Source organism: Lentisalinibacter sediminis (assembly GCF_040706615.1).
GTDB lineage: Bacteria > Pseudomonadota > Gammaproteobacteria > Steroidobacterales > Woeseiaceae > Lentisalinibacter > Lentisalinibacter sediminis.
The window spans coordinates 226,821-252,588 of record NZ_JAPDRF010000002.1 but is presented as its reverse complement, the minus strand read 5'-3'; the positions used below and the strand labels follow the sequence as shown (position 1 = coordinate 252,588).

Annotated in this window: 25 protein-coding genes; 13 read left to right on the top strand and 12 right to left on the bottom strand. The window is 67.6% G+C overall.

Going from position 1 to position 25,768, the window contains the following annotated elements:
* Nucleotides 1–22 precede the first annotated feature (22 nt).
* The 4 genes from ACJMKX_RS04055 to ACJMKX_RS04040 all read left to right on the top strand — a co-directional run bounded on the left by ACJMKX_RS04055 (nt 23) and on the right by ACJMKX_RS04040 (nt 5,179).
* Nucleotides 23–1,423: an MBL fold metallo-hydrolase RNA specificity domain-containing protein gene (locus ACJMKX_RS04055; RefSeq protein ID WP_405221394.1), complete on the top strand. Its 1,401-nt coding sequence runs from the start codon at nt 23–25 to the stop codon at nt 1,421–1,423.
* The gene (locus ACJMKX_RS04050; RefSeq protein WP_405221391.1) at nt 1,420–2,937 is read left to right on the top strand and encodes a thymidine phosphorylase family protein; all 1,518 of its coding nucleotides are present in this window, start codon (nt 1,420–1,422) and stop codon (nt 2,935–2,937) included. Before ACJMKX_RS04055 ends, ACJMKX_RS04050 begins: the two co-directional genes overlap by 4 nt.
* A gap of 92 nt (nt 2,938–3,029) precedes the next feature.
* Complete coding sequence (locus tag ACJMKX_RS04045; RefSeq protein WP_405221854.1) at nt 3,030–3,905, top strand: ribose-phosphate diphosphokinase; 876 nt, start codon at nt 3,030–3,032, stop codon at nt 3,903–3,905.
* A complete protein-coding gene (locus ACJMKX_RS04040; RefSeq protein WP_405221388.1) occupies nt 3,902–5,179 on the top strand; it encodes an MFS transporter in 1,278 nt (425 codons plus the stop codon). Before ACJMKX_RS04045 ends, ACJMKX_RS04040 begins: the two co-directional genes overlap by 4 nt.
* A gap of 3 nt (nt 5,180–5,182) precedes the next feature.
* Here the strand turns inward: ACJMKX_RS04040 and ACJMKX_RS04035 are convergent, their stop codons facing one another.
* The 10 genes from ACJMKX_RS04035 to ccoN all read right to left on the bottom strand — a co-directional run bounded on the left by ACJMKX_RS04035 (nt 5,183) and on the right by ccoN (nt 14,128).
* A complete protein-coding gene (locus tag ACJMKX_RS04035; protein ID WP_405221386.1) occupies nt 5,183–5,944 on the bottom strand; it encodes a sulfite exporter TauE/SafE family protein in 762 nt (253 codons plus the stop codon).
* Entirely contained in the window at nt 5,934–6,116 is a 183-nt protein-coding gene (ccoS, locus tag ACJMKX_RS04030; RefSeq protein WP_405221383.1) for a cbb3-type cytochrome oxidase assembly protein CcoS, read from the bottom strand. The genes ACJMKX_RS04035 and ccoS overlap by 11 nt, the downstream gene beginning before the upstream one ends.
* The gene (locus ACJMKX_RS04025) at nt 6,113–8,632 is read right to left on the bottom strand and encodes a heavy metal translocating P-type ATPase (protein WP_405221380.1); all 2,520 of its coding nucleotides are present in this window, start codon (nt 8,630–8,632) and stop codon (nt 6,113–6,115) included. The genes ccoS and ACJMKX_RS04025 overlap by 4 nt, the downstream gene beginning before the upstream one ends.
* Complete coding sequence (locus ACJMKX_RS04020) at nt 8,625–9,194, bottom strand: FixH family protein (RefSeq protein ID WP_405221377.1); 570 nt, start codon at nt 9,192–9,194, stop codon at nt 8,625–8,627. Before ACJMKX_RS04020 ends, ACJMKX_RS04025 begins: the two co-directional genes overlap by 8 nt.
* A gap of 64 nt (nt 9,195–9,258) precedes the next feature.
* A complete protein-coding gene (gene ccoG, locus ACJMKX_RS04015) occupies nt 9,259–10,653 on the bottom strand; it encodes a cytochrome c oxidase accessory protein CcoG (protein WP_405221374.1) in 1,395 nt (464 codons plus the stop codon).
* A complete protein-coding gene (locus ACJMKX_RS04010; RefSeq protein WP_405221372.1) occupies nt 10,653–10,976 on the bottom strand; it encodes a hypothetical protein in 324 nt (107 codons plus the stop codon). Before ACJMKX_RS04010 ends, ccoG begins: the two co-directional genes overlap by 1 nt.
* Nucleotides 10,973–11,893 carry a cytochrome-c oxidase, cbb3-type subunit III gene (gene ccoP / locus ACJMKX_RS04005; RefSeq protein ID WP_405221369.1) on the bottom strand — a complete coding sequence of 307 codons (921 nt, stop codon included), beginning with the start codon at nt 11,891–11,893 and terminating at the stop codon, nt 10,973–10,975. Before ccoP ends, ACJMKX_RS04010 begins: the two co-directional genes overlap by 4 nt.
* Nucleotides 11,893–12,063 (bottom strand): cbb3-type cytochrome oxidase subunit 3, encoded by a 171-nt coding sequence (locus ACJMKX_RS04000; RefSeq protein WP_405221367.1) that lies wholly within the window; start codon nt 12,061–12,063, stop codon nt 11,893–11,895. Before ACJMKX_RS04000 ends, ccoP begins: the two co-directional genes overlap by 1 nt.
* 19 nt (nt 12,064–12,082) lie before the next feature.
* Nucleotides 12,083–12,694: a cytochrome-c oxidase, cbb3-type subunit II gene (gene ccoO, locus ACJMKX_RS03995; RefSeq protein ID WP_405221364.1), complete on the bottom strand. Its 612-nt coding sequence runs from the start codon at nt 12,692–12,694 to the stop codon at nt 12,083–12,085.
* A gap of 18 nt (nt 12,695–12,712) precedes the next feature.
* Nucleotides 12,713–14,128, bottom strand: coding sequence for a cytochrome-c oxidase, cbb3-type subunit I (ccoN, locus tag ACJMKX_RS03990; RefSeq protein WP_405221361.1), 1,416 nt, complete (start codon nt 14,126–14,128; stop codon nt 12,713–12,715).
* A gap of 379 nt (nt 14,129–14,507) precedes the next feature.
* On the opposite strand from ccoN, the gene ACJMKX_RS03985 reads away from it, so the two are divergent.
* Both ACJMKX_RS03985 and ACJMKX_RS03980 read left to right on the top strand, forming a co-directional pair.
* Nucleotides 14,508–15,485: a universal stress protein gene (locus ACJMKX_RS03985; protein WP_405221358.1), complete on the top strand. Its 978-nt coding sequence runs from the start codon at nt 14,508–14,510 to the stop codon at nt 15,483–15,485.
* 353 nt (nt 15,486–15,838) lie between these two features.
* Nucleotides 15,839–16,312, top strand: coding sequence for a host attachment protein (locus ACJMKX_RS03980; RefSeq protein ID WP_405221355.1), 474 nt, complete (start codon nt 15,839–15,841; stop codon nt 16,310–16,312).
* Nucleotides 16,313–16,370: 58 nt separating this feature from the next.
* Here ACJMKX_RS03980 and ACJMKX_RS03975 read toward each other — a convergent pair whose 3' ends face one another.
* Nucleotides 16,371–16,736 (bottom strand): TraR/DksA family transcriptional regulator, encoded by a 366-nt coding sequence (locus ACJMKX_RS03975; protein ID WP_405221352.1) that lies wholly within the window; start codon nt 16,734–16,736, stop codon nt 16,371–16,373.
* Between the two features lie 127 nt (nt 16,737–16,863).
* Nucleotides 16,864–17,883, bottom strand: a complete 1,020-nt coding sequence (locus ACJMKX_RS03970; protein WP_405221349.1) for a cation diffusion facilitator family transporter — start codon at nt 17,881–17,883, stop codon at nt 16,864–16,866.
* Between the two features lie 158 nt (nt 17,884–18,041).
* Here ACJMKX_RS03970 and ACJMKX_RS03965 point away from each other — a divergent pair, with 158 nt between their 5' ends.
* From ACJMKX_RS03965 to ACJMKX_RS03935, 7 genes are all read left to right on the top strand, one after another.
* A complete protein-coding gene (locus ACJMKX_RS03965; protein ID WP_405221346.1) occupies nt 18,042–19,010 on the top strand; it encodes a universal stress protein in 969 nt (322 codons plus the stop codon).
* Nucleotides 19,011–19,068: 58 nt separating this feature from the next.
* Nucleotides 19,069–19,521, top strand: a complete 453-nt coding sequence (locus tag ACJMKX_RS03960; RefSeq protein WP_405221343.1) for a CBS domain-containing protein — start codon at nt 19,069–19,071, stop codon at nt 19,519–19,521.
* A 110-nt stretch (nt 19,522–19,631) separates the two neighbouring features.
* Nucleotides 19,632–21,356 (top strand): PAS domain-containing sensor histidine kinase, encoded by a 1,725-nt coding sequence (locus tag ACJMKX_RS03955; RefSeq protein ID WP_405221340.1) that lies wholly within the window; start codon nt 19,632–19,634, stop codon nt 21,354–21,356.
* On the top strand, nt 21,340–21,990 hold the full coding sequence (gene fixJ, locus ACJMKX_RS03950; RefSeq protein WP_405221337.1) for a response regulator FixJ: 651 nt from the start codon (nt 21,340–21,342) through the stop codon (nt 21,988–21,990). Before ACJMKX_RS03955 ends, fixJ begins: the two co-directional genes overlap by 17 nt.
* A 236-nt stretch (nt 21,991–22,226) precedes the next feature.
* Nucleotides 22,227–22,580 carry a response regulator transcription factor gene (locus ACJMKX_RS03945; RefSeq protein ID WP_405221334.1) on the top strand — a complete coding sequence of 118 codons (354 nt, stop codon included), beginning with the start codon at nt 22,227–22,229 and terminating at the stop codon, nt 22,578–22,580.
* Nucleotides 22,581–22,643: 63 nt separating this feature from the next.
* Nucleotides 22,644–23,396: an ABC transporter ATP-binding protein gene (locus ACJMKX_RS03940; RefSeq protein ID WP_405221332.1), complete on the top strand. Its 753-nt coding sequence runs from the start codon at nt 22,644–22,646 to the stop codon at nt 23,394–23,396.
* A 4-nt stretch (nt 23,397–23,400) separates the two neighbouring features.
* A complete protein-coding gene (locus tag ACJMKX_RS03935) occupies nt 23,401–25,767 on the top strand; it encodes an ABC transporter permease (RefSeq protein ID WP_405221329.1) in 2,367 nt (788 codons plus the stop codon).
* The last annotated feature ends 1 nt before the right edge of the window (nt 25,768 follow it).

Below are 25,768 nucleotides of genomic sequence, written 5' to 3'. Positions count from 1 at the left end.
GAGGTAGCGGCAAGGGTTCGGTATGCACATCGAGTTCTGCGGCGCGACGCGTGAGGTCACCGGTTCCTGCCACCTCGTGCAGGTGGGCGGACGGCGGATCCTGCTGGACTGCGGGCTGATCCAGGGTCGGCGTGCCGACGAGGACCGCAACCGGGAGCCTTTCCCCTTTGCGCCTGCCGAGATCGACGCGGTCGTCCTGAGTCATGCCCACATCGATCATTCGGGACGCCTGCCGCTGCTCGCCCGGCAGGGCTTCGACGGGCCCGTCTACACCCACCGCGCGACCCGGGACCTGTGCCGCATCATGCTCCGCGACAGTGCCTTCATCACCGAGAAGGACACGGAGTGGGAGAATCGGCGCCGCGCACGCGCCGGCCTGCCGCCCAGGGAGCCGCTGTACACGCAGGAGGATGCCGAGGCGGTGATGAGACAGTTCCGCGACGTCGCCTACGGGCAGCCGACCGAAATCTGCCCCGGCGTCCGGCTGACCCTGCACGATGCCGGGCACATCCTCGGCTCCGCCATCGTCTCGCTCGACCTGGAGGAAGGCCGCGAACGCAGTCGGGCGGTCTTCAGCGGCGACCTCGGGCACCGGGACGCGCCGATCCTGCGCGACCCGGAACGGCTGGAGCAGGCCGACCTGGTGGTCCTCGAATCGACCTACGGCGATCGTCGGCACCGCAGCTGGGAGGAGACCCGCGACGAGATCCTCGACATCGTGGCCAGCGCCCGGGAGCGTGAGGGCAATATCCTCATCCCCGCCTTCGCAGTCGGACGCAGCCAGCTCATACTCTACTGGCTCGCGCGCCATTTCGAGGAGGCGAAGCTCGAGCGCTGGCGCATCTTCCTGGACAGCCCGCTGGCCATCCGCGCGACCGCCATCTATGGCCGCTACCCCGAACTCTATGATCGGGAAGCCGCCCAGTTCTGGAGCGGCGAGAACCATGAGTCCGCACTCCCCAACCTGGCGTTCTCCCGCACGGCGGACGACTCCCGGGCACTGAACTCAATGCGTTCCGGGGCGATCATCATCGCCGGCAGCGGCATGTGCACCGGCGGGCGCATCCGCCACCACCTGCTGCACAACCTGTGGCGCGAGGAGTGCCACGTGATCATCGTCGGCTTCCAGGCTGCAGGCACCACCGGGCGCCTGCTGGTCGACGGCGCACGGCGCGTGAAGCTGCTGGGGCAGAGCGTACGGGTGGCCGCGACCGTCCACACCGTCGGCGGCCTCTCGGCTCATGCCGACCAAAGGGGACTGGCCGACTGGTACGGCGCTTTTCGGGGCCGGCCTCCGGTCGCCCTGGTACACGGTGAGCCCGATGCCATGGACGCCCTCGCCGGCGAGTTGGAGACGCATTACGGCACGGTGGTCACGCGCGTCCAGCGGGGGCAGAAGATCGAGCTCGGTGGTCGCGGGTGAACGGCGCCGAGGGCCATGGTGTCCGGCTGGAAGCCGTGCGCCTGGGTGTCGACACCCGGCACGAGCCCGTCCTGTTCCTGCGTCGGGACTCGGAAGTGGCCCGCTCGGAGGGCTTTCAGGCCATGTCCCAGGTGCGCGTCGACACCGACGCGGCGTCCATCATCGCGACGCTCATGATCGTGGAATCGGAGCTGCTGAGGGCCGGCCAGGCCGGCCTGTCGGAGGCGGCCTGGCGGCGTCTCGGCCTCGAGGACGGAGCGACGCTGGTCCTGCATCACCCGCGGCCGGTGGACTCCCTCGCACACGTGCGGGCCAAGGTTTACGGTGCCGAGCTGGACGCCGGGCAGTTAGAGCGCATCATCGAAGACGTGGTCGCCGGCCGCTACATGGACGTGCAGCTCGCCGCCTTCGTCGCCGCGTGTTCCGGGGAACGGCTGACCCGCGAAGAGATCGTCCACCTCACCCGGGCCATGGTCAGGGCCGGCGAGCGCCTGACCTGGGCCGGATCGCCGATCATGGACAAGCACAGCGTCGGCGGCCTTCCCGGCAACCGCACCACGCCCATCGTGGTCGCGATCGCGGCCGAGGCCGGGCTCACGATGCCGAAGACCTCGTCCCGGGCCATTACCTCGCCCGCCGGCACCGCGGACACGATGGAGACGCTGACCCGGGTGGATCTCGGCCTCGACGAGATGCGGCGGGTGGTGGAGCGCGAGGGTGGCTGCCTCGCGTGGGGCGGGTCCGCCAGCCTCAGTCCGGCGGACGATATCCTCATCCGCGTGGAGCGGGCCCTCGATCTCGACAGCGAGGGCCAGCTGGTGGCCTCCGTCCTCTCCAAGAAGGTGGCCGCGGGTTCCACCCACGTGGTCATCGACATGCCCGTGGGACCGACGGCGAAGGTGCGCAGCCTCGCCGCTGCCGAACGGCTCTCCGGCCACTTCCATGCGGTCGGCGGGACCCTCGGGCTCGCCCTGCACATCGACGTGGGCGACGGCAGCCAGCCGATCGGCCGCGGCATCGGCCCCGCGCTGGAGGCGCATGACGTGCTGTCGGTACTGCGCGGTGAGCCCGACGCGCCTGCCGACCTCCGTCAGCGGGCGCTGCAACTCGCCGCCGGCATCCTGCGGCTGTCGGGCCGGGCCCGCGCGGGGGACGCGGTGGCGCAGGCGACGCAGCTCCTGGACTCGGGCCGCGCATGGGAGCGCTTCCAGCGCATCTGCGAGGCCCAGGGCGGTCTGCGCGAGCCGCCGCGGGCGGCTTATCACTACGACGTTTTCAGCGAGCATGAGGGTGTCGTCGACGCCATCGACAACCGCAAGGCGGCCCGGCTGGCGAAGTTGGCGGGCGCGCCGGCCGACAAGGCGGCAGGACTCGCGCTGTGCGTGCGGATCGGCGACCGGGTGCGCCGCGGCGACGTGCTCATGACGGTGCATGCGGAGAGCCCGGGGGAACTGGAATACGCGCTGGAGTACTTCCGTGCGCATCCGGATGTGATTACGCTGTCGGCTGACTGATGAACACCCTCGTATTCAATCTTGGCGACAGCCGCCCCCTGACCAACGAGGCCAACGAGGCCAACGAGGCGGTCGAGACGACCATCGAGGCAATGGTCGCGGCGATCGTCGCGGCCACCGGCGCGAAGAGGGGGGAGCTCGACACGCGGCGCTTCCCGGACGGCGAGGTCTACCTGCGGGTGGTCACCGGCTGCGCCGGCGCCGACGTCATCCTGTGCGCCGGCCTGCAGCCACCGGACGGGACGACCCTGCGGGCCCTGCTCACGGCCGCTACGCTGCGCGATCTGGGTGCCGCCCGCATCCTGCTGGTGGCGCCTTACCTGCCGTACATGCGCCAGGACAGCCGCTTCCGCGAAGGCGAGGGCATCACCTCTCGCTACTTTGCCGCTCTCCTCTCCGCGCATTTCGACGGCCTGATCACCGTGGACCCGCACCTGCACCGTTACGCCGCCCTCGCGGAGCTCTACACCATACCGGCGGTCTGCGTGCACGCCGCGCCCGCCATCGGTGCCTGGGTGCGCGAAAACGTCGCGGCACCCGTGCTCATCGGCCCGGACAGCGAGAGCCGCCAGTGGGTGGAGGCGGTCGCCGCGATAGCGGGTGCGCCCTATATCGTCCTGGAGAAAGTCAGGCGCGGCGACCGGGACGTCTCGGTGAGCGAGCCCGACCTCCTCGCTCACGACGGCCGCCAGCCCGTGATCCTCGATGACATCATCTCCAGCGGCCGCACCATGGCGGAGGCGATCGCGCGGGTGAACGGTCACGGCGGGCCGCAGCCGGTCTGCATCGCCATTCATCCGGTGTTCGCCGACGGCGCCGTGGCCGACCTTCGCGCGGCGGGCGCCGGCCGTGTGGTCTCCTGCAACACCATCGCACACGACACGAACGCCATCGATGTGTCGCGCCTGCTCGGGGAAGCCTGCCGTGGCTTCCTCGGCGACACCGTCCGTCACGCCATCGGTCCATGAGGCACACCTTCGCACCGCTGGCGGCGCTGCTGCTCGGCGTCGCCCTCATGCTGGTCGGCAACGGGTTGCAGGCGGTGCTGGTCCCGTTTCGGGCCGGCGCCGAGGCCTTCGCCCAATTGTCCGTGGGTCTGATCGGCGCCAGCTATTTCCTCGGCTTCACCATCGGTTGTGTGCAGGGCGGCAGCCTGATCCGTATGGTGGGCCATATACGGGCATTCGCCGCGATGACGGCATTGGCCTCGGCCGTGCCTCTCATCCAGGCGCTGTGGGTCGATCCGGTCGCCTGGTTCTTCTTCCGCGCTACGACGGGGTTCTGCTTCGCCGTCCTCTATATCGTCATCGAGAGCTGGCTGAACGAACGGGCGAGCAACGAGAACCGCGGTATGGTCTTCTCGACCTATATTTTCATCAGCTTCGGCGCCATGGCGGTGGGCCAGGAGTTGCTCCGTGCCTACGACCCGACCGGCGTGGAGCTGTTCGCCGTCATCGCCACGCTGGTGTCGCTGGCTGCAATCCCCGTGGCGCTGACCCGCTCGCCGACGCCGCGGCTGCCCGAGGTCACAGTCGTCAACCTGCGCGGCCTGTGGCGCGTGTCGCCGACCGGTGTCGCGGGCACGCTGGCCTCGGGGCTCGGCAACGGTGCCTTCTGGTCACTTGCGCCGCTGGTGGCGGCGGGCGATGTGCTGGACGTTTCGCGCACGGCCACGTTCATGAGCGCGGCGCTGATCGGCGGCGCGGCCGGCCAGTTCCCTTTCGGCGGCCTGTCGGACCGGATCGACCGGCGTCATGTCATCGCCGGCGTCGCGGCTTTCGGCGCGGCGGTAAGCTTCACCATCTGGCTGACGACCGGCGCCGGTGCAGGCAACCTGCTGCTCTATTTCCTCAGTTTCCTGTGGGGCAGCGCGTCGTTCACCATCTACCCGATCTCGGTGGCCCATTCCAACGATCATGCGAATCCGGACGATTTCGTAGCCGTCTCCGCCGGCTTGCTGCTGGCCTACGGCGCCGGCGCCACCGTGGGCCCGGTCATCGCATCGCTGCTGATGTCAGTGACCAGTGCCTCGGCACTGTATCTGTTCATCGCGCTGATGTACGTGCCGCTGGCCGTATTCGCCGTGAGCCGCACGTACCGCCACAAGCGGGTCCCGGCGGCGGAGCAGATCGCGTTCTCCGATGCGCTCAGCGCATCCGGCACGGCCTCCCATGCCTACGAGGAGGAATGGAGCGACCAGGTGCTGGAGGAACAGGCGGAGGCGGCCGCCAAGCCCAGGTGATACTCAGTGACCGGCGTGCTCCGCCGGCATGTCCGCGTCCGCCTCCCTGTCCATTTCCATGGCGCCGTGACCGCCATGGTCCGCCGTCATGTGCATGACCGGCATCGCCATGGTCCACAGGCCCGCCAGCACCACCAGGGCGCCCGCCGCCCGGCGCACGCCGGTGCGGCGCGTCAGCGAGGCCAGCCGCGCCGCGCCGGCGGTCGCCAGCACCATCGCCGGCAGCGTGCCGAGACCGAAAGCCGTCATCACGAGCGCGCCCTCTGCCGCGCCGCCGGAAACGGCGGCCGCCAGCAACACCGAATAGACCAGCCCGCAGGGAATCCAGCCCCACAGCACGCCGAGCGCGACCGCGTGCAGCGGGGTGCGGGCCGGCAGCAGGCGACGGGTGAGCGGGGCGAGTTTCTGCCAGCCCCGGGCTCCCCATGCCTCCAGCGGCCGCAACGGGTTCCAGCCGAAGGCGAGCTGCAGGCCGATCAGAACGATGACCACACCGAATGCGAGGCGCAGCGCCGGACCCCATTCCCGCAGACCGAATACGGAGCCGCCGGTAGCGCCGAGGAAACCGACCAGCGCGCCCAGCGCCACGTAGCCGCCGATGCGCCCGGTGTTGTAGGCGAGCGCGAAGCCGGAACGCCCGGCCGCGCCGCGTACAGCGGTATTGAGTCCGAGCCAGCCGGCGATACCGCCGCACATGCCGAGGCAGTGGGTGGAACCCAGCAGGCCGGCGACGAGGGCTGCCAGCAGGCCGCCTTCAGCGCTCATCCTCTTTCTCCTCGTCGCGGGCCGGCGGCGCCCGGTCGTCGTCCATGACCACCCGCCACGCGGGCGTGTCCATGTCGTCGAACTGCCCGCTGCCGACGGCCCAGAAGAAGGCCCACACGGCCAGACCGAGCAGCACCAGACCGAGCGGTATCAGGACGTAGAGCACGCTCACGACGAGGCCTCCAGCATGCCCGTCGAGGGGGTGCGCGCGCCCTCGACGGGGGCCTGCCGCAACCGTGCCGCGGTACCGTTCCGTCGCAGGCGCAGTGCGTTCAGGACAACGAGCAGGGAACTCGCCGACATGCCGATGGCCGCCATCCACGGCGCCAGCATGCCCGTGGCGGCGAGGGGAACGGCCAGCACGTTGTAGCCGATGGCCCAGCTGATGTTCTGCCGGATGATGCGGCGGGTCCGGCGCGACAGTTCCACCGCCTCCAGCAGCGGGGCCAGCGAGTCGCCGAGCAGTACCGCATCGGCGCTCGACTGCGCCAGCGTCGTGCCCGCGCCCATGGCGATGGAGACGTCGGCGCCCGCCAGGACCGGCGCGTCATTGATGCCGTCGCCGACGAGGGCGACCGTCTCGCCGCCAGTCTGCAGCTGCCGCACCCAGGCCAGCTTGTCCTCGGCGCGCAGACCCCCGCGGGCGTCGTCGATGCCGAGCCGGCCGGCGATGTCCTGCACCGTGCGGGGGCGGTCGCCGCTGGCAATCGCCGTGGCGATACCGGCGTCGCGCAGGGTGCGGACCACCTCGGCTGCATCGTCGCGGAGTGCATCGCGCAGCTCGAAGGCGGCCAGCACGCGGTCGTTCGCGTCGCCGAGGAAGACGACGGTGGACGCCGCGCCGGTCTCGATGCGCGCGAGCGCGGCGCCTGCGGCCTCGCCGACGAATTCCGCCGAGCCGATGCGGTAGCGTTCGCCGTCGATGGTACCCTCGATGCCCCGCCCGGGCACCGGGCGCAGGTCCGCGGGAGTATCGCCACCCGTATCGCCACCAATATTGCCCCGGCGCGGGAACGCGCGTGCCAGCGCATGCTCGGAACCGCTCTCCAGCCGGGCGGCGATGGTGAGGCACCGCCCGGCATCGATATCCCCGCTCAGCGGCAGCACCCGCTCCAGCTCCGGCCGCCCGCGGGTCAGGGTGCCGGTCTTGTCGAATACGATACGGTCGAAATTGGCCAGTCCCTCCAGGGCGCGGGAGCGGGTTACCAGGATGCCCCGGTCGGCCAGCGCCGTATTCGCGGCCGCCAGCGCGGCGGGCGTGGCCAGGGACAGGGCGCAGGGGCAGGTGACCACCAGCACCGCCAGCGCGGCGGGGAAGGCGACGCCCGGATCGATCCACCACCAGGCCGCGCCGACGGTCGCCGCGATGGCGAGTACGGCGACGACGAACCAGCTCGCTACCCGGTCGGCCAGCACGGCGACCGCCGGCCGTTCCGCCTGGGCCCGTTCCAGCAACCGTGAGATGGAAGCCAGCATCGTGTCCTGACCCACCCGCTCGGCCGTCAGCGTCAGGGCCCCGTCCAGGTTGATGCTGCCGGCCGCGACCTCGTCGCCCGGTGCCCTCGGCACCGGGTCCGACTCGCCCGTGATCAGCGACTCGTCCATGGATGCCTGTCCGTTGAGGATGCGGGCGTCGGCCGGCACGCGCTCACCGGGACGCAGCACGAACCGGTCGCCTGCACGCAGGCGGGCGACGGCGATGATCTCCTCGCCGCCGTCGCGCTCGTCGACCAGTCGCCGCACCGTGTCCGGCAGCAGCTGGCCGATGGCGGCCGAGCGCTCGGTTGCGCCATGGCGGGCGCTCATCTCGAGGAAGCGGCCCAGCGACAGGAAGAACACGAACATGGTCGCGGAATCGAAATACACCTCGCCCTGGCCGGTGACCGCGGCATACAGCGAAGCGGCATAGGCGCCGCCGACGGCGATGGAGACGGGCAGGTCCATGCCGGGACGCCCGGAACGAAGCCCGCGCCAGGCCGACTGGAAGAACGGGCGGCCGGCGTAGAACACCACCGGGGTCGTGACCAGCGCGCTCACCCAGACCAGGAAACGGCGCATCTCCGGGTCGATGCCCTGAAACGCGCCGGCGTAGAGCCCGACTGCGAACATCATCACCTGCATCATGCCTACGCCGGCGACGAGCAGACGCTTCAGTGCCTGACGCCGCTCCCGGTGCCGTGGCGAAAACGATTCCGTCAGGCTCTGCGGATGCGGCCGGTAGCCCAGCCGTTCTATGGTGCCGAGAATGGCACTGAAGCGGGTGTCTTCCGGCTGCCAGACGACGTGCAGTCGGGAGGACGCCGTGTTGACGGTGATCTCGTCCACGCCTGGCAGACGGCGCAGCACGTTCTCCAGCAACCAGCTGCAGGCGCTGCAATAGAGTCCTTCGACATGCAGCACGGCCTCGATGCGACCGTCCGCCCGGGTGGCGGCGAACAGCGGCAGCGTCTCCGGGTCGTCGAATCCGCGCCAGTGGTCGTCGTCGCCCGGCGGCGGCGCGGGCGCCTCGCCCGGCGGCAGCTCACGGAAGCGGTAGTAGGCATCGAAGCCCGAGGCGCCGATGAGTTCGGCCACCGCCTTGCAGCCGTGGCAGCACATCGGCCGGTCCTCGCCGTCGATGCGGACAGTCAGATCCAGGCCCGCCGGCACGGGCAGGCCACAGTGAAAACAGCTGCGAGCGTCAGCCATCGTCGCGGGAGCCGCCGGGCGTCAGCGTGCCGCGGCCGTCCCGCTGCGAGACCTCCCCCGTGAGCCGCCAGCCTGCGGCCACTTCTCCCAGCGATTCCAGCGCCGCGTACCAGCGCTCCGCCGCCATCGGCGTGAGGCGCGCCCGGTAGGTGGCCTCGCCGGCGGTCGGCGCGCGAGTGAGCAGGATGTCCATGTCTTTTGCCGGCACGGTCGGGTGCGAAAGCTCGAGCAGCAATGTCTCGGGCCAGGCGAGATGATCCGTGCCGGTGCTGCCGTCCCGCGCGAGCCGGACCTCCACCGCGCCCTGTCCTGCGGCGACCTGCAGCCGGCCCTGCAGCCCCAGCTCGGAGGCCGCGTCAGCCATGCGGAAGCGACGCTCCGTGGTTTCCGCGATGCGGCTGTAGTCGTCCACCACCAGCGAATCCGGCCGGGTGATTGCCAGGAAGATGGTGAACATGCAGCCGATCACGGTCGCGGCGGGGACCGAGATAATGAACCAGGGCCAGAACTGGCGATACCAGGGTTCGATCTCGGCAGTATTGTGGGCGTTGCGCTGATCCATGGTGCTTTGCCTCTCGCGCTTCGAGCGTGATGTAGTGTCGGTTACCGGTCGGTTGCGGTGCCGTTCAGCGGCCGACGGGCGCGACGAATTTCGTCTCCCGTGACTGCGTGATTCTAGCGTCATCCTCGGCCTGCAGCGTGAAGGTGACCTCACTTACGCCGCGCACCGCTTCCCGCGGTGCCTGGACGATCACGGGCACGCCCAGCACCTCGCCCGACGGGATGCGGATGTCGCCGCCCGGCACCTCCACACGGGCCCCCTCGATGCCCGAGACGCCGATCTCGTAGCTGTGGGCGCGGTCGGTCTTGTTGATGAGCTTCAGTTGGTAGGAATTCTCGATGAAGCCGTCGCCCACCTCCCGGTACAGCGCGTTGCGGTCGCGGATCACATCCAGAGTGAGCGCGGAGCGCTGGGAGAGGGCGTAGACGAAAGCGCCCATCAGAACGGTCAGCAGGACGGCGTAGACGATCACCCGTGGACGGACTACGCGTGTCTTCTCACCGTCCATGGCGTGCTGCGTGGAGTACTTGATGAGCTTCTTCGGGTAGCCCATCCGTTCCATGACGTCGTCGCAGGCGTCGATGCAGGCGGCGCACGCGATACACTCGTACTGCAGTCCCTCGCGGATGTCGATGCCGGTGGGGCAGACCTGCACGCACATCGTGCAGTCGATGCAGTCGCCCAGGCCGACCTCCTCGGGATCCACGCCGCGGCGGCGGCTGCCGCGCGGCTCGCCCCGGCCGGCGTCATAGGTGATGATCAGCGTGTCCCGGTCGAACATGGCGCTCTGGAAGCGCGCATAGGGACACATGTACTTGCAGACCTGCTCGCGCATGTAGCCGGCGTTGCCGTAGGTCGCGAAGCCGTAGAAGACTACCCAGAAGGTCTCCCATGGGCCCAGGGAAAAGGTGGCGAAGCTCGCCAGCAGCTCGCGGATGGGCGTGAAGTAGCCGACGAAGGTCAGGCCGGTGAACAGCGCGAAGGTGATCCACAGGAACTGCTTCGAACCCTTGCGCAGGAATTTCTCCCTGGTCCAGGGAGCCTTGTCGAGTTTCTTGCGCTGGGAATATTTGCCCTCGGTCCACTGCTCCATCCAGACGAAGACCTCGGTCCACACGGTCTGCGGGCAGGCGAAACCGCACCAGAGTCTGCCCGCCAGCGCCGTGAAGAAGAACAGTGACAGCGCTGCGACGATCAGCAGCAGGGCGAGGAAGATGAAGTCCTGGGGCCAGAGCGTCAGGTCGAACAGGTGGAACTTGCGCGCCGGCAGGTCGAACAGGATGGCCTGGCGGCCCTCCCAGGTGATCCAGGGCAGACCGTAGAAGATGCCCAGCAGCGCGAAGACGGCGGCCTTCCGCAGGCGGGCGAAAGTACCGTCCACCTCCCGGGCGTGGATCTTCTCCTCACTGCGGTAGAGCGCCGTCTCTGCTGCGGCGCCTGCATTGCTTCCTGCTGCCATCAATCCTTGCCCGTCGTGGTTCCGCGCGTACCGTCACGGCGGTCGCGGCGCATGAGGACCAGTGTGATGCCCGCGGCTCCGATGCCGATCGCCCAGAAGAAAAAGAAGAGCAGCGCGTAGCCGCCCATGCGCGAGAGTTCCAGGGGCCAGTCGGCGGCCTCTGCGAGACGCGCGGGGTCGAAGACGGCGAAGAAGAGCACGCTCGCGATGCAGGCCGTCAGGAACGACGCCCAGCCGCTCGCCATGACCTTGCGCAGTCCGCGGCTCCAGGCCGGCGACCGGGAAGTGTCCTCTTCCGCGGTTCGACCGCCGTGCAGGCTCATGGGGAGCCGGCACCTCCGCCGCCGTCCCCGCCCTGCGACAGGCTGTAGACATAAGCGGCCAGGATGTGGACCCGGTCTTCGCCCAGCAGGTCCTTGTGCGCCGGCATCACGCCCTGACGTCCCTGGATGATCGACGTCATGATGGCCTCGCGGCTGCCGCCGTAGAGCCAGATATCGTCGGCCAGATTCGGCGCTCCCAGCGCCTGGTTGCCGCGACCGTTGGGCCCGTGGCAGGAGGCGCACAGCATCTGGTATTTCTGTCCGGCCGCCGTCTCCAGCGCACTCGTCTCCGAGGGTGTGCCGAACTGGCGGATCAGGCCCACCATCGCGTCGAGTTCGTCCTCGGTGAAGTTCGCGGCCCAGCCGGGCATCACGGCCTGGCGGCCGTTCAGGATGCTCACCTTGATGTTCTGCGGGTCGCCGCCCCACTGCCAGTCGGCATCGGTGAGGTTCGGAAAGCTGGCTGCGCCGCGGGCGGCCGAGCCGTGGCACATGGCGCAGTGGTTCGCGTAGAGGTTGCGCCCGATCTGCAGCGCGTCGGGATCCTTCGCCAGCTGCGGTATCGGTTGCGCCGCGAACGATTCGAAGATCGGTGCGTAGCGGGCCTCTGCCGCCTGGACCTCCTGCTCGTACTGCTGCTCCTGGCTCCAGCCGAGGATGCCGTCAGTGACGACCAGTCCCGGATACAGCGCGAGATACACGCCGGCGAACAGGATCGTGAGATAGAACAGCATCAGCCACCAGCGTGGCAGGGGCCGGTTCATCTCCTGGAGATCACCGTCCCACGTGTGGTGAGTGGTCTCCGTCTCGGCCGCTTCGCCCGGGCGTCGTTTCATGGTCCAGGCGATCAGCCAGATGCAGGCTGCCAGGCTCAGAATGGTCGTGATGGCGACAAACCAACCCATCGGTGCAGACATCAGTTCGACTCCTTCTTCTCCACCGGCGGCTGCTCATCGTCCTCCAGCGGTATGTTCGCGGCTTCCTCGAAATCCTTCTTGCGTCTGGCGCTAAATACCCAGACGACCAGTACGAGGAACAGGATCATCAGCACCAGCGTGATGAGTCCCCGGAAAGTGTTTATATCCATCGTCTATCCACGCCTGCGGCTAGCGCTGCCTCTGCAGATTGGTGCCCAGACCCTGCAGGTAGGCGATCATCGCCTCCATTTCGGTCTTGCCTTCCACTGCGGCGGCGGCGCCGGCGATCTGCTCCTCCGTGTAGGGGTCACCGGCGACGTTCTTCAGCATGCGCATCTTGCGCTCCACCAGCGCGCCGTCGACCATTCGCTCCGACAGCCACGGGTAGGCCGGCATATTGGACTCCGGCACCAGGTTGCGCGGGTTTATCAGGTGCAGCTCATGCCACTCGTCACTGTAGCGGCCGCCCACCCGCGCGAGATCCGGCCCGGTCCGCTTGGATCCGAACTGGAACGGCCGGTCGTAGACGCTCTCGCCGGCCAGCGAATAATGGCCGTAACGCTCGGTCTCGCTGCGGAACGGCCGCACCTGCTGCGAGTGGCATACGTAGCAGCCCTCCCGCACGTAGATATCGCGGCCCGCCAGTTCCAGCGCCGGGTAGGGCTCGACTCCTTCGGCCGGCTCGCCGGCGGACTTGGACATCATCAGCGGGACGATCTCGACCAGCCCGCCAATGCTGATCACTACGACGATCAGCACGGTCATCAGGGTGATGTTTATCTCGACTTTCTCGTGGGACACGTCGGATCTCCTCCTGGATCAGGCGGGCTGGCGGACGGGTACCGGGCGAGGCTTCTCGCTCGCCACCGTCTTCCAGATGTTGTAGACCATGATCAGCATGCCGCTGAAGAACACCAGGCCGCCGAGCAGGCGCAGCCCGTAATAGGGATAGGTGGCCTCCAGGCTCTCCACGAACGTGTAGGTGAGCGTCCCGTCATCGTTGACGGCGCGCCACATCAGGCCCTGCATCACGCCCGCGATCCACATGGATACGGTGTAGAGCACGACGCCGATCGTCGAGGTCCAGAAATGCACGTCGATGAGCTTCGTGGAGTACATGGCCTCCCGGTTGAACAGCCGCGGTATCAGGTGGTACAGCGAGCCGATGGTCATCATCGCAACCCAGCCGAGAGCACCGGAGTGCACGTGGCCGATCGTCCAGTCGGTGTAATGAGACAGTGAATTCACCGTCTTGATCGACATCATCGGCCCTTCGAAGGTGGACATTCCGTAGAACGACAGGGAGACGATCATGAACTTGATGATCGGGTCCGTGCGCAGTTTGTGCCAGGCGCCGGACAGGGTCATGATGCCGTTGATCATGCCGCCCCAGGACGGCGCCAGCAGCACCAGCGAGAACACCATGCCCAGCGACTGGGCCCAGTCGGGCAGGGAGGTGTAGTGCAGGTGATGGGGCCCGGCCCACATGTAGATGGCGATCAGCGCCCAGAAGTGCACCACCGACAACCGATACGAGTAGATCGGTCGCTCGGCCTGCTTCGGCACGAAGTAATACATCATGCCGAGGAACCCTGCGGTGAGGAAGAAGCCCACCGCGTTGTGCCCGTACCACCACTGCATCATGGCGTCGATGACGCCGGTATAGATGGGGTAGGACTTGGTCAGCGAAACGGGGATGCTCAGGTTGTTGAAGATATGGAGCACCGCCACGGTGATAATGAAGGCGGCATAGAACCAGTTGGCCACGTAGATGTGTTTCACGCGCCGTCTGCCGATGGTCGCCAGGAAGACGATGCCGTATGCCACCCAGACAACGGCGATCAGCAGGTCGATGGGCCACTCCAGTTCCGCGTACTCCTTCGACTGGGTGATTCCCATGGGCAGCGTGATGGCCGCGAGCAGGATGACGACCTGCCAGCCCCAGAACGTGAATCCGGCCAGCTTGTCGAACGCCAGGCGCACGTGGCAGGTGCGCTGCACCACGTAATAGGACGTGCCGATCAGCGCCGAGCCGCCGAACGCGAAGATCACCGCGTTGGTATGCAGCGGCCGCAGGCGGCTGTAGGTCAGCCAGGGCAGGTCGAAGTTCAGGGCCGGCCACATCAGCTGTGCGGCGATGAACACGCCGACGAGCATGCCCACCACTCCCCAGACGACGGTCATGATCGTGAATTGCCGCACGACCTTGTCGTTGTAGGTTTCCTGGATTTCCATAGCGCTGTTCCTGTACGTGAGCCTGACGCGGGCGCGTGCTGATGCCGCCTGCCGGCCCGCCGGAGGGGCGCGCACCCGTCCTGCCCGCGCGCCAGGTTTCCGGCTACGGGTGGATGGTCGGCATTGTCGGTCGGCGGGGTCCCGTTGGAATCACCAATGGGATCGGGCGTGTGACCTGCCGGCCGATGGCCGGTGTGACCCTCCCCGTCACGCACCTGCGTCCCCGGATGATCAGGGAGTCGCCGGACACGCTCCATCTGTATTTGTACTTACTAATATACGCCTGTCGCAGCCGTGTCTTGAAAGGCCCGCCGGCAGGGTTCTAAATGGAGGTCACGGGATGCGGACCGGCGGTTTCCGGGCACGAGGGGAGCGAGGGATGGAGCTACGAAACAGGCTGTTGGTGATCGTCGACCAGGGCGATGAGCGGCATGCGGCGCTCGAGCGGGCCCGCTGGCTGGCGCGCCGGCTGGATGCGCCGGTCGATCTGCGGGTCTACTACCAGGCGGTACCGGGGCTGGGCGAGCAGTTCATCGACTCCCGGGTACTGGAGATGGCAGTGGAGCAGATGCGCCGGGAGAAGCTCGACTGCCTGGAGGCACTGGCGGGACCGCTGCGCGGCGAGGGGCTCACGGTGACCGTGGACGCGGTGGCGGGCACTCCCGTCGCCGAGTCGATACTGGCCGATATCATCCGGCTTCAGCCCCGGCTGGTGCTGAAGGCGGCCGACCACCACGCGCCACTCAGCCGCACGTTCTTTTCCGAGACCGACTGGCAGCTGATGCGTACCTCTCCGGCGCCCGTCCTGATGGTGCGGCGCGAGCACGAGATGCCAGGCCGGCCGGTACTGATCGCGGCCGTGGATCCGCTGCACGAGCACGACAAGCCGGCGGCGCTGGACGAGAAGATCCTCGCCACCGCGAGCGAGCTGGCGCGGGCGACGGCGGCGCGACTGGAGGTCGTGCACTGCTACGACGTGACGCCACTGGTCACCGGGATGTCGGCCAGCCCCATGCTACCGGCGCCGCTGCAGACCGAGGAGGTGGCGGAGAGTCTGGAGACCCATCACCGCCGGGCTCTGGACGACCTGGTGGTAGGTCACGAGCTCCCGGCCGACGCGATTCATCTGCTGGAGGGCGCGCCGCGCTGGCGGCTGCCGGAGTTCTGTACCGAGGCCGATGCCGACATCGTCGTGATGGGAGCCGTATCCCGGTCCGCCCTCGAGCGGATGTTCATCGGCGGTCTGGCCGAGAAGGTGCTCGACCGCCTGCCCTGCGACCTCCTCATCGTGAAGCCGGACGGTTTCGTCTGCCCGGAGATCCTCGAACTGACGGACGCGCAGGACAAGGACTTGTAGGAGGGGCTTCAGGCCCGATCCATTGAATTGAATCGGGCCTGAAGCCCCTCCTACGTATCGGGGGTCAGATGCGTATCCGGAGTCAGAAAAAGCCGGGGGCCTCTTGCGAGGCCCCCATTCGGTTTCGCTGAGGGAGAGAGATCAGCTAACCGGATTCTTTGCGACGGTCATTGCCGTCCTGCTGGCGAGTATGAGACACCGGGGGGCGTGCCAGCGTCTACTGTGGCTTTCCACTAGTCGCATTACGCGAATTCGCAGCCGGCGGCGGCCGCGCGTTAGGTAGATTTCGCGATTGCCCGTCCCGGCGCCCCAGCGGAGCATGGGAGCTGTCCCAACAGGAAGAGGGGACATTAATGGCAGAGACCGGAAAAGGAGCTGCACTGGTAGTCGTCGCAGACCGCCGGTGCGCGGAGTTCTACACCCAGGAGCAGCGATTCTCCGAACCGAAACCCCTGTTCATGCTGCAGGCATCCGCCGTCGAGGGAGCCGTGCCGGCCCAGGCGTCGGACCAGCCGGGCAAGTCCTTCGACAGTCACGGCCAGGGCCGACACAAGATGGAGCCGCCGACCACGCTGCGCGAAGATGCCGCAAGGGTATTCACGAACGCGATCGCCAGGCGCATGGAAGAGACCGTGACCCGGGAGGGGCTGGACGGGCTGATCGTCGTCGCGGAGCCGAAACTGCTCGGCTTGCTGCGCGAGGAGATCGGCGAGGAGTCGATTGCCAAGCACGACCGGCTGGAGATCGACAAGGATCTCGTGGGGCGCAGCGCCGCGACGGTGGCCGGGGCGATCAAGGATGCCGGCGGGCTCCCGCGGCTCGACTGACGGGCGCTGGTGACGGGGCTCGGTAAAGGGCCCGGGTGATCTGCCCGGGTAACGGGCCTCAGCGCCGGGCGGCCTCCCGGGCGCCCGCGCAGCGCAGACAGTGCTGTGCGTGGGGATGGGCCTTCAGGCGTGCGGGCTCGATCGGTTCCTCGCAGTCCACGCAGAGTCCGTAGCTGCCGTCCTCGATCCGGTGCAGTGCCTTGCGGATGAGCGTGAGTTCGCGCCGCGCCTCGTTGCCGAGCGCGTCGAGGACCTCGGCGTTCTCCATCTCGGTGGCTCTCTCGGATGAATCCGGATGGAAGCCGGAGAGACGGTTCTGCTTGATACGGTCGAGCCGGGTCTGCAGGAGTTGTTCCTTCTCCTTCAGCGCCTGCCGCGCTGCCGCTATCTGCTCTTCGCTGAGCATTTCGCCTGGCGAGTTCATAACGGTTCCCGGATCGACCCCCGAATCGACGATTGAGCGAATCGCGGCGCGCGCGCCGCTGGCCGGTCGATTGGTCAATTTCTGGCTCAACTTATCGGCAGGGCCACTCCCCAGGTAATGCGTATTCTTACCTAGAGTCCCGGTAGATGGGGTCGATGACTTCTTCCTCGGACGGGTTGTCCGGGCCGGCGGGGTCCAGGTGCACGGTGACGTCCACCGGCGAGTATCTCTCCTCGATTCGCCGCCGCAGCCTGTCGCCGGCCGCGTGTGCGGTGGAGAGGTCGGTTGTGCCCGGCAGCTCGAGATGGACCTGGACGATGCGCCGCGCCCCGGAGCGCCGCGTGCGCAGGCCGTGCACGCCGGTGACTTCGTCGGCGGACCGGGCGAGCTCCAGGATGTGCTCGCGCTCCGAGGCGGGCAGCTCCCGGTCCATGAGCACGTGGGCGGCCTCGCGGGCCACCGACCAGGCGCTCCAGGCGATCATCAGGCTGATGCCGAGGGCGATGGCACCGTCGGCGCGCAGCCAGCCGAGTTCGGCCAGCACGATCGCGACGATGACGCCCACGTTGGCGAGCCAGTCGGAGAGGTAATGCAGCGAGTCCGCCTGGATCACCAGCGACCCCGTGCGGCGGATGACCCGGCGCTGGTACCAGATGAGCAGCCCGGTCACCGCGATGCTGAAGACCATCACCGCGAGGCCAACGCCGGCCAGCGAGATCTCACGCGGCTCGACGAGACGGGTGACGGCGTAAGTGCCGGTGCCCAGCGCCGAGGCGCCGATGAACAGCGCCTGACCCAGGCCGGCCAGCGACTCGGCCTTGCCGTGGCCGAAACGGTGATCGGTATCGGCAGGACGCAGGGCGATGCGCAGGGCGACGAAATTGGCGCCCGACGAGACCACGTCCAGCGCGGAGTCGGCCATGGAAGCGAACAGGCTGGCCGAGCCGGTGGCCAGCCAGGTCACGAATTTGACCACGGTCAGCAGCAGCGCCGTCAGGAGTGAGACGGCGCTTGCCTGGCGGAGAAGTCGCTCGTCCTTCAAGATAGCGAGAGCCTCGAGATGGTCGCCGTCGCCCGGGGGTGCATTGCGCCGCAGCTTAAACCCCTCCAGCGGCGCTTGCCAGACGGCCGCGGCATCCCGTGGCATGCGGTCCGGCTGCCGCTAGGTAGTGCCCGCAGGGCGCTACGCAGCTTGGCGTATTCTAGCCCCGGAGGGGGCAGACTATGCTGACTTCAGGCCCTTCGGTTTACCGCAATAGCCGGAGGCGCCGGAGCGGTCAAATCGTCGTTGAAGGAGTCACCATCATGGCCGAATTCCGCAAACTCCTCGCAGTGATCGACCCGACCAGCGAGCAGCAGCCCGCCATGGAGCGCGCGGCCTGGCTCGCGGGGCAGGCCGGGGCCCGTCTGGAGCTGTTCGTCTGCTACTACAACCAGTACCTGTCCGGCGACCGCTTCTTCGATTCCCGCGGCCTGAAAGAGGCCCGGGAGGAGACACTGGAACATTTCCGCTCGAGGCTCGAGGAGTTCGCCGAAAAACTGCGTGGCGACGGGCTCGACGTGACCACCGACGCCGCCTGGGACAACCCGCTGCACGAGGGTATCGTGCGCAAGGCGGTCGGCACCGGCGCCGACGTGGTGTTCAAGGACACCCACTATCACAAGCCGGCGGCACGGGTGATCTTCACCAACACCGACTGGAACCTCATCCGCACCTGCCCGGTGCCCCTCTGGTTGGTGAAGCCCGGCGGCCACTGGCAAGACGATATCCGCTATCTGGCCGCGGTGGACCCGCTGCACGAGCACGAGAAGCCCGCAGCCCTCGACGACCAGATCATCAATACGGCGAAGCGTCTGGCTGGGGCCACCGGCGGCGAGGTGCACACGTTCCATTCCTACGATCCCATCATCGCCGTGGCTGATGCCGCCAACAGCACGTTCGTCCCGGTGACCCTGCCGGTGGAGGAGCTGGAGGCGAAGATGCACGAGCGTCACCGGGAGCACTTCAACGAGCTGCTCGAGTTCCACGGGCTGAGCAGCAAGACGGCTCATCTGCTGCCCGGGCGCACCCAGGAGGTGCTGCCGGCCCTTGCCCGCGACGTGGAGGCCTCGGTGGTGATCATGGGCGCGGTGGCGCGAAACCGACTGAAACGCATCTTCATCGGCAGCACGGCGGAGCAGGTGATGGACAATCTGCCGTGCGATCTGCTGGTGCTGAAACCGGCCTGGTTCGAGACGCCGGTGCACCTGGACAGGAAGCGGAGCAAGGACTGAAAGTCCCTCGGCCCGTATCGCGACGGAGTCACGAAGCCACTGACAGAGGAGGTGAGTCATGCGCGTCGGCGATATCTGCGCACGGCGTGTGGTCACGGTAGAACGGCGTACGTCCATCCGGGACGCCATCGCACTGATGCGTGACGAGCACGTCGGCGACGTGCTCGTGACCGAGCCGCATCCGTCCGGCGAGGCGCCGGTCGGCATACTGACTGACCGGGACATCGTCCTGGAGCTGCTGGCCCGGGACGTGGATCTCGACGCCGTGACCTGCGGCGACGTGATGAGCTACGACCTCGCGACGGTCGAGGCGGAGGACGAGATACTGGACGCAATCGAGGTCATGCAGACCCGCGCAGTCCGGCGGCTGCCCGTGCTGGGCAGTGACGGAGAGCTGGCCGGCGTGTTGAGTCTGGACGACCTGGTGGCGGCGCTGTCCGAAGCCATCGGCGGGCTGTGGCCCGTGGTACGGCGCCAGCAGCGCATCGAGCGCAAGCGCCGCCCCGACTGAAATCACCGCCCCGGTGCACCGGCACTACGGCGCCGGGGCGAGAGCCGGCGTGGGCATCGACGAGCCGAGCGGTTAGAATCCCGCTTTGGCCAGTATCCCTGCGTATCCGCGTGGTTCATATCATCCGACGGCTCACCCGACGGCGCCCTGCCGGTTTTTCTCCAGCGCTCTGGTTCGCCGCCCTGGCGACCGCCCCGCCGGCCGTCGCCGCGGCGCCGTCCGGGCCGGCACTGACGCAATGGCTGCCGTGGCTGGTGGCCGGTGTGGCCCTTTTTCTGCTGGGATTCGTGCTCTGGCAGGGCCGCCGGCGCGGCCTGCTCGCCTCCGTGCAGCTGGAGGATTCCCAGAAACTGATGCACTCGGTGGTGGAGACGGCGGCAGAGGCCATCATCACCATGGGCGTGGACGGGCGCATCCGCACGTTCAACCGGGCCGCCGAGGCCATGTTCGGCTACACGCGCGACGAGATCATCGGCGAGGACGTGAGCACCCTCATGCCGACGCCCCATGCGCAGCGGCACCACCGCTACGTGGCCCACTACATGGAGACCGGAGAGGCGCGCATCATCGGCATCGGCCGCTACGTGGAGGCGAAGCGACGCGACGGCAGCATTTTCCCCGTGCACCTCGCGATCAGCGAATTCCAGGACGGCGAGAAGATCTTCACGGGCATCCTGCGGGACATGACGCAGGTACGAGAGCTGGAGAGCGCGCTGCGGGACAAGGAGAAGTCGCTGAAGATGGCCCTGCGCGCGGCCAATCTGAATGTCTGGGAATGGGAGCCGGTCACGGACGCCTTCCGAACACTGGAAGGCGATTCGGTGGTGATGCCCGGGCTGGCGACCGGTGAGTCCATCCACGGTGCCGATCTCCGCCACCGGGTCCTGCCCGAGGATCGGAGCCGTATCGAGCGGGCTATCGGCAGGGTCCACGAGGGTGACTCCCAGGCATTCGAGTATCGCGTCAAGCAGGACGACGGCACGCTGCGCTGGTTCCGCTCCCATACCACCCCGGTGTTCGGGCCCGACCACCGGGTCGAGCGCGTTCTCGGCGTCACCCGGGACATCACCGAGTCGAAGGAGCGCGAGGCCGAACTCGCCTCCCAGCGTGAGCGCCTCACTCATGTGGCGCGCCTGAGCACCATGGGCGAGATGGCGGCCGGCATCGCCCACGAGATCAATCAGCCGCTGACCGCGATCACCACCTACGCGCAGGGCAGCAAGCGCATGATCGCGGCGGGAAATCCCGACACCGCGAAGCTCACCCGTGCGCTCGGCAATATCAGCGACCAGGCGCTCCGGGCCGGCGAGGTCATCCGCCGGCTGCGCGCCCTCATCCGCAAGACCGACCAGACCCGGGAAGTGCGCAACATCAACGAGCTGATCTCGGAGCTTGAGCCGCTGGTCAGCATCGACGTGCGCGGCAACGACATACCCGTCATCTACGACTTCGACCAGCCGCAGATTCCGGTGAAGGTCGATCCCGTGCAGATCCAGCAGGTGATGCTGAATCTGCTGCGCAACGCTTTCGACGCCTCCGAGGAGCGGCGCACCGGCGACATCGTCGTGCAGACCCGACTGAACGGCGACGACGAGGTCATGGTCCGCGTCACCGACCACGGCACGGGCATGTCGGAAGAGGTGAAGAGCAACGTCAGCAACCCCTTTTTCACTACCAAGAAGAACGGCATGGGCCTCGGCGTGTCCATCTGCATGTCCATCATCCGCAGCCACGGCGGAGAGGTAACCTACGAAGACAACCCAAAGGGCGGTACCATAGTGACTTTGACGCTGCCGACGGTAGAGGGAGGGGTCCGCGATGGCGGGAACAGCTGAACCGCATCAGCCTACGGTATTCCTGGTGGACGACGACGAGGCGATACGCGATTCGCTGTCGTTCCTGCTGCAGTCCGTAGGGATCACGTGCGAGACGTTCGCCTCGGCCCGCGACTTCCTGAACGCTTACAACGACGACCGGCCCGGCTGTTTGGTGCTGGACGTGCGCATGCCGGGCATGAGCGGGCTGGAGCTGCAGGAGGCGCTGAACGAGCGTCATTCCATCCTGCCCATCATCTTCATCACCGGCCATGGCGACGTGCCCATGGCGGTGGAGGCCATGCAGGGCGGCGCCGCCGACTTCCTGCAGAAGCCCTTCCGTGACCAGGACCTGCTGGATCGTATCAACGAGGCGCTGGCGAAAGACGCCGAGAACCGCCAGGCCCTTGAGGAGCACCACGACCTGCAGAAGCGCTGGAACTCCCTCACCAACCGGGAGCAGGAAGTCATGGAGCTGGTCGTCGACGGCAAGCCCAACAAGGTGGTCGCCTACGAACTCGGAGTGAGCCAGCGCACGATAGAGATTCATCGCGCCCGCGTCATGGAGAAGATGCAGGCGAATTCGCTGGCGCACCTGGTGCGCATGGCCGTCATGCTCCGCGCAGATACGGGTGAGGAACCCGAACACCACTGATCCCCCGCCGTCTCCCGGCGACCCCTGAACGACATCCGTGTGACTCCTGCTCGACCCTGCGGCGAGGACGTCCGCCGCTAGGTAGAAGCCCGTATGTTTAGGGTGGTTTGATTTCCTGATCATGCCACTGTCGCCAAATAGCATTCTTATTTTGAGCTGTGATGATTACTGGGGACGGTCAGTCCGCCGCGGGGGCAAATAATCACCAGGGCACCAAGGCATCGTGCGTTGCCGTCGTGGACCCGGATCCGACAGTCCGCGATGGGCTGGACGCGCTGCTGGGCGACCTCGCGACCGAGATCTGTCACTACGACTCCGCCGAGGAGTTCCTGCGGGCGACGGCGGAGCACGTTCCGGACTGCCTCATCACCGAGGTCTGGTTGCCCGGCATCTCCGGTGTCGAACTCCTGGAGCAACTCAACGAGGCCGGCCACCACGTGCCCACCATCCTGCTCGCCCGTGACGGCGACGTGGCGATGGCGGTGCGCGGCATACGGGCCGGCGCCGCGGAATACATCGAGAAACCCTGGGTCGACAGCCGTCTGCGCCAGTCGATCCGTTCGATACTCGCCCGCCACGATATCCACTGACGGACCCGCTGCCGGGAGCCCTCTCGGCTCGTGGACGGGCTGCGTCCGTCGGGAGCCTCGGGGATGAGCACCCAGCACGGGGACGGTAGTCATAACGACAAGGACGACCGCAGCCGGGCCATCTTCGTCGCCCGCGGACTGACCAAGGTCTACCGGGTCGGGGAAGTCGAGGTCCATGCCCTGCGCGGCGTGGACGTGGAACTCTATACCGGCGAGTTCATGGTGCTGCTCGGGGCTTCGGGCAGCGGCAAGTCGACCCTCCTGAATATCCTCGGCGGCCTGGATACGCCCACCGACGGTACGGTGCGTTTCGACGACATCGACCTTACCGGCGCGAGCGAATCCGAACTCACCGAATACCGCCGCCATGCAGTCGGTTTCGTCTTCCAGTTCTACAACCTGATCCCGAGTCTTACCGCACGGGAGAACGTCTCCATCGTTACGGAGATCGCCCGCAACCCGATGACACCCGAGGAGGCGCTGGAGATGGTGAACCTGGGGCCGCGGATGGACCACTTCCCGGCCCAGCTGTCCGGTGGCGAACAGCAGCGGGTGGCCATCGCCCGCGCCATTGCCAAGCGCCCCGAAGTGCTGCTCTGCGACGAGCCTACCGGTGCACTCGATTCGAAGACGGGCGTGCACGTGCTCGAGGCGCTGGCGCGGGTGAACGAGGAGTACGGCACGGCCACGGCGGTGATAACGCACAACGCCAGCATCGCCGACATGGCCGACCGGGTGCTGTTCATGAGCGACGGGCTGATCTCCGGCGAGCGGCGCAACGAGACCCGCAAGCCACCTTCGGAGATCAGCTGGTAGGCTGATGCGCGCGCTCGACCGCAAGCGCTGGCGGGAGCTCTGGCAGATGCGCAGCCAGGCCGCAGCCATCGCCATGATCATCGCGAGCGGCGTGGCCACCTACATCATCTCGCTCAGCACTCTCGATTCGCTGACGCTCACCCAGAACAACTACTACCAGGCCTACCGTTTCGCGGAGGTGTTCGCCTCGCTGAAGCGCGCGCCGCGCTCACTGGTGGAGCGGGTGCGCGACATCGAGGGCGTGCGCGAGGCCGAGGCGCGGGTCAAGGCACAGATCAACGTGGAGGTGCCGGGTTTCGAGGATCCGGTGACCGGCCTGCTGGTCTCGCTGCCGGACGACCGGGCGCCGCTGCTGAACCAGCTGCACCAGGTCCGGGGACGCACGCCGGCCTCGGACCGGCCCTGGGAGGTAGTCATCAACGAGGCATTCGCCGACGCCCAGAATCTCGCGCCGGGCGACACGATCATCGGCATCATCAACGGCCGGCGCGAGGATCTCGCCATCGTCGGGGTCGCGCTCTCGCCGGAGTTCATCTACCAGATCCGTCCCGGCGACATTTTCCCGGACTACGAGCGCTACGCGATCATGTGGATGGGCTACCGGGGGCTCAGCGTCGCCTACGACATGGACGGCGCGTTCAACGACCTGGTCGTGACGCTGGAACCGGGGGCCCGGGCCGAGGCGGTGATCGAACGTCTCGACGCGCTGCTCGAGCCCTACGGAGGCCAGGGGGCCTACACCCGGGAAGACCAGCTCTCGCACCGCTATATCACTCAGGAGATCGTCAGCCTGGAGGCCATGGCGAGGATCTTCCCGGTGATCTTCCTCGCCTTCGCCGCCTTCCTGATCAACTTCGTCACAAATCGGCTGATACGGGCGGAGCGGGACCAGATCGGCGTGCTGAAGGCGTTCGGTTACGACAACCTCACCGTCGGCTGGCACTACGTCAGCGTCATCCTCATCATCGTGCTCGCCGGCGCGGCCGTGGGCATCGGCTTCGGGGCATGGGCGGCGCGCGGCCTCACGGGCATCTACATTGAGTTCTTCCGTTTCCCGCGGCTGGACTATGCGCTGAGGCCCGACGTGCTCCTCACGGGCGTGCTCGTCACCCTGGGCGCCGGACTCGTCGGCACCCTGCATGCGTTCCACTCGGCGGTGCGCCTGTCGCCGGCGGAGGCGATGCGCCCCGACACGCCGCCGGTCTATCGGCAGAGCCTCGTGGAGCGGCTGTTCGGTCATGGTTTCCTGGATCAGCCCAGTCGCATGATCCTGCGCCACATCGGCCGCGCGCCCCTGAAGAGCGCACTGACGGTGTTGGGAGTGGCCCTGTCCACCGGGCTCGTGATGTCCGGCAATTTCCAGGAGGACGCCGTCGACTATATGATGTGGAGCCACTTCAATCTGGCGGCCAGGGAAGACGTCACGGTCACCTTCAACGAGCTCGCCGGCAACGAGGCGGAGTACGAGCTGGCCGCGCTGCCCGGCGTGCTGCAGGCGGAGGGGATGCGCGCGGTGCCGGTGCGCTTCCGCTACGGCAACCGTTCCTACCGCTCGGCCATACAGGGGTTCCGGCCCGACGCGGAACTCCACCGCCTCGTGGATACGTCGCTCGCGCCGGTGCCGCCGCCGCCGGAGGGCCTGCTGCTCACCAGCTACCTGGGCGAGGAGATTCTGGGAGTGCGTCCCGGCGACACGGTCACCGTGGAGGTGCTCACCGGCCGGCGGCCCATCATCGACCTGCCCGTGGCCGGTTTCGTGGAGGAGTACATCGGCATCTCCGGCTACATGGAGCTCGCAGCGCTGAACCGGCTGATGCGTGACGGCCACGTGCTGACCGGCAGCTTCCTCGCCATCGACCCGGCCGATCAGGCGCGGGTATTCGACGAGCTGATGCGCCGTCCCGGCGTCGGCGCCATCGCCCAGCGCAGCCAGTCCATCGCCAGCTTCTACGAGTCCTTCGCGGAGACCATCCTCGTGTTCACCTTCGTCAATACGCTGCTGGCGGCGAGCATCGCCTTCGGGGCGGTCTACAACAGCGCGCGCATCGCGCTCGCCGAGCGCAGCCGCGAGCTCGCGAGTCTGCGCGTGCTCGGATTCACCCGGGCCGAGATTGCCTATATCCTGATCGGCGAGCTGATGCTGCTCGTCATCGTCGGTGTCGGTTTCGGTTTCCTGGTGGGACGCGGCATCTGCGCGCTGTTCGCGGAGGCCATCTCCTCGGACATCTACCGGGTGCCGCTGGTGCTCGAGCCGAGCACGTATGCGTTCGGCGCCGCCGTCGTGCTCGGCTCGGGACTGATCTCCTCGGCCGTCATCAAGCGTCGGCTGGACAATCTGGATCTGGTGGCAGTATTGAAGACGACGGAGTAGC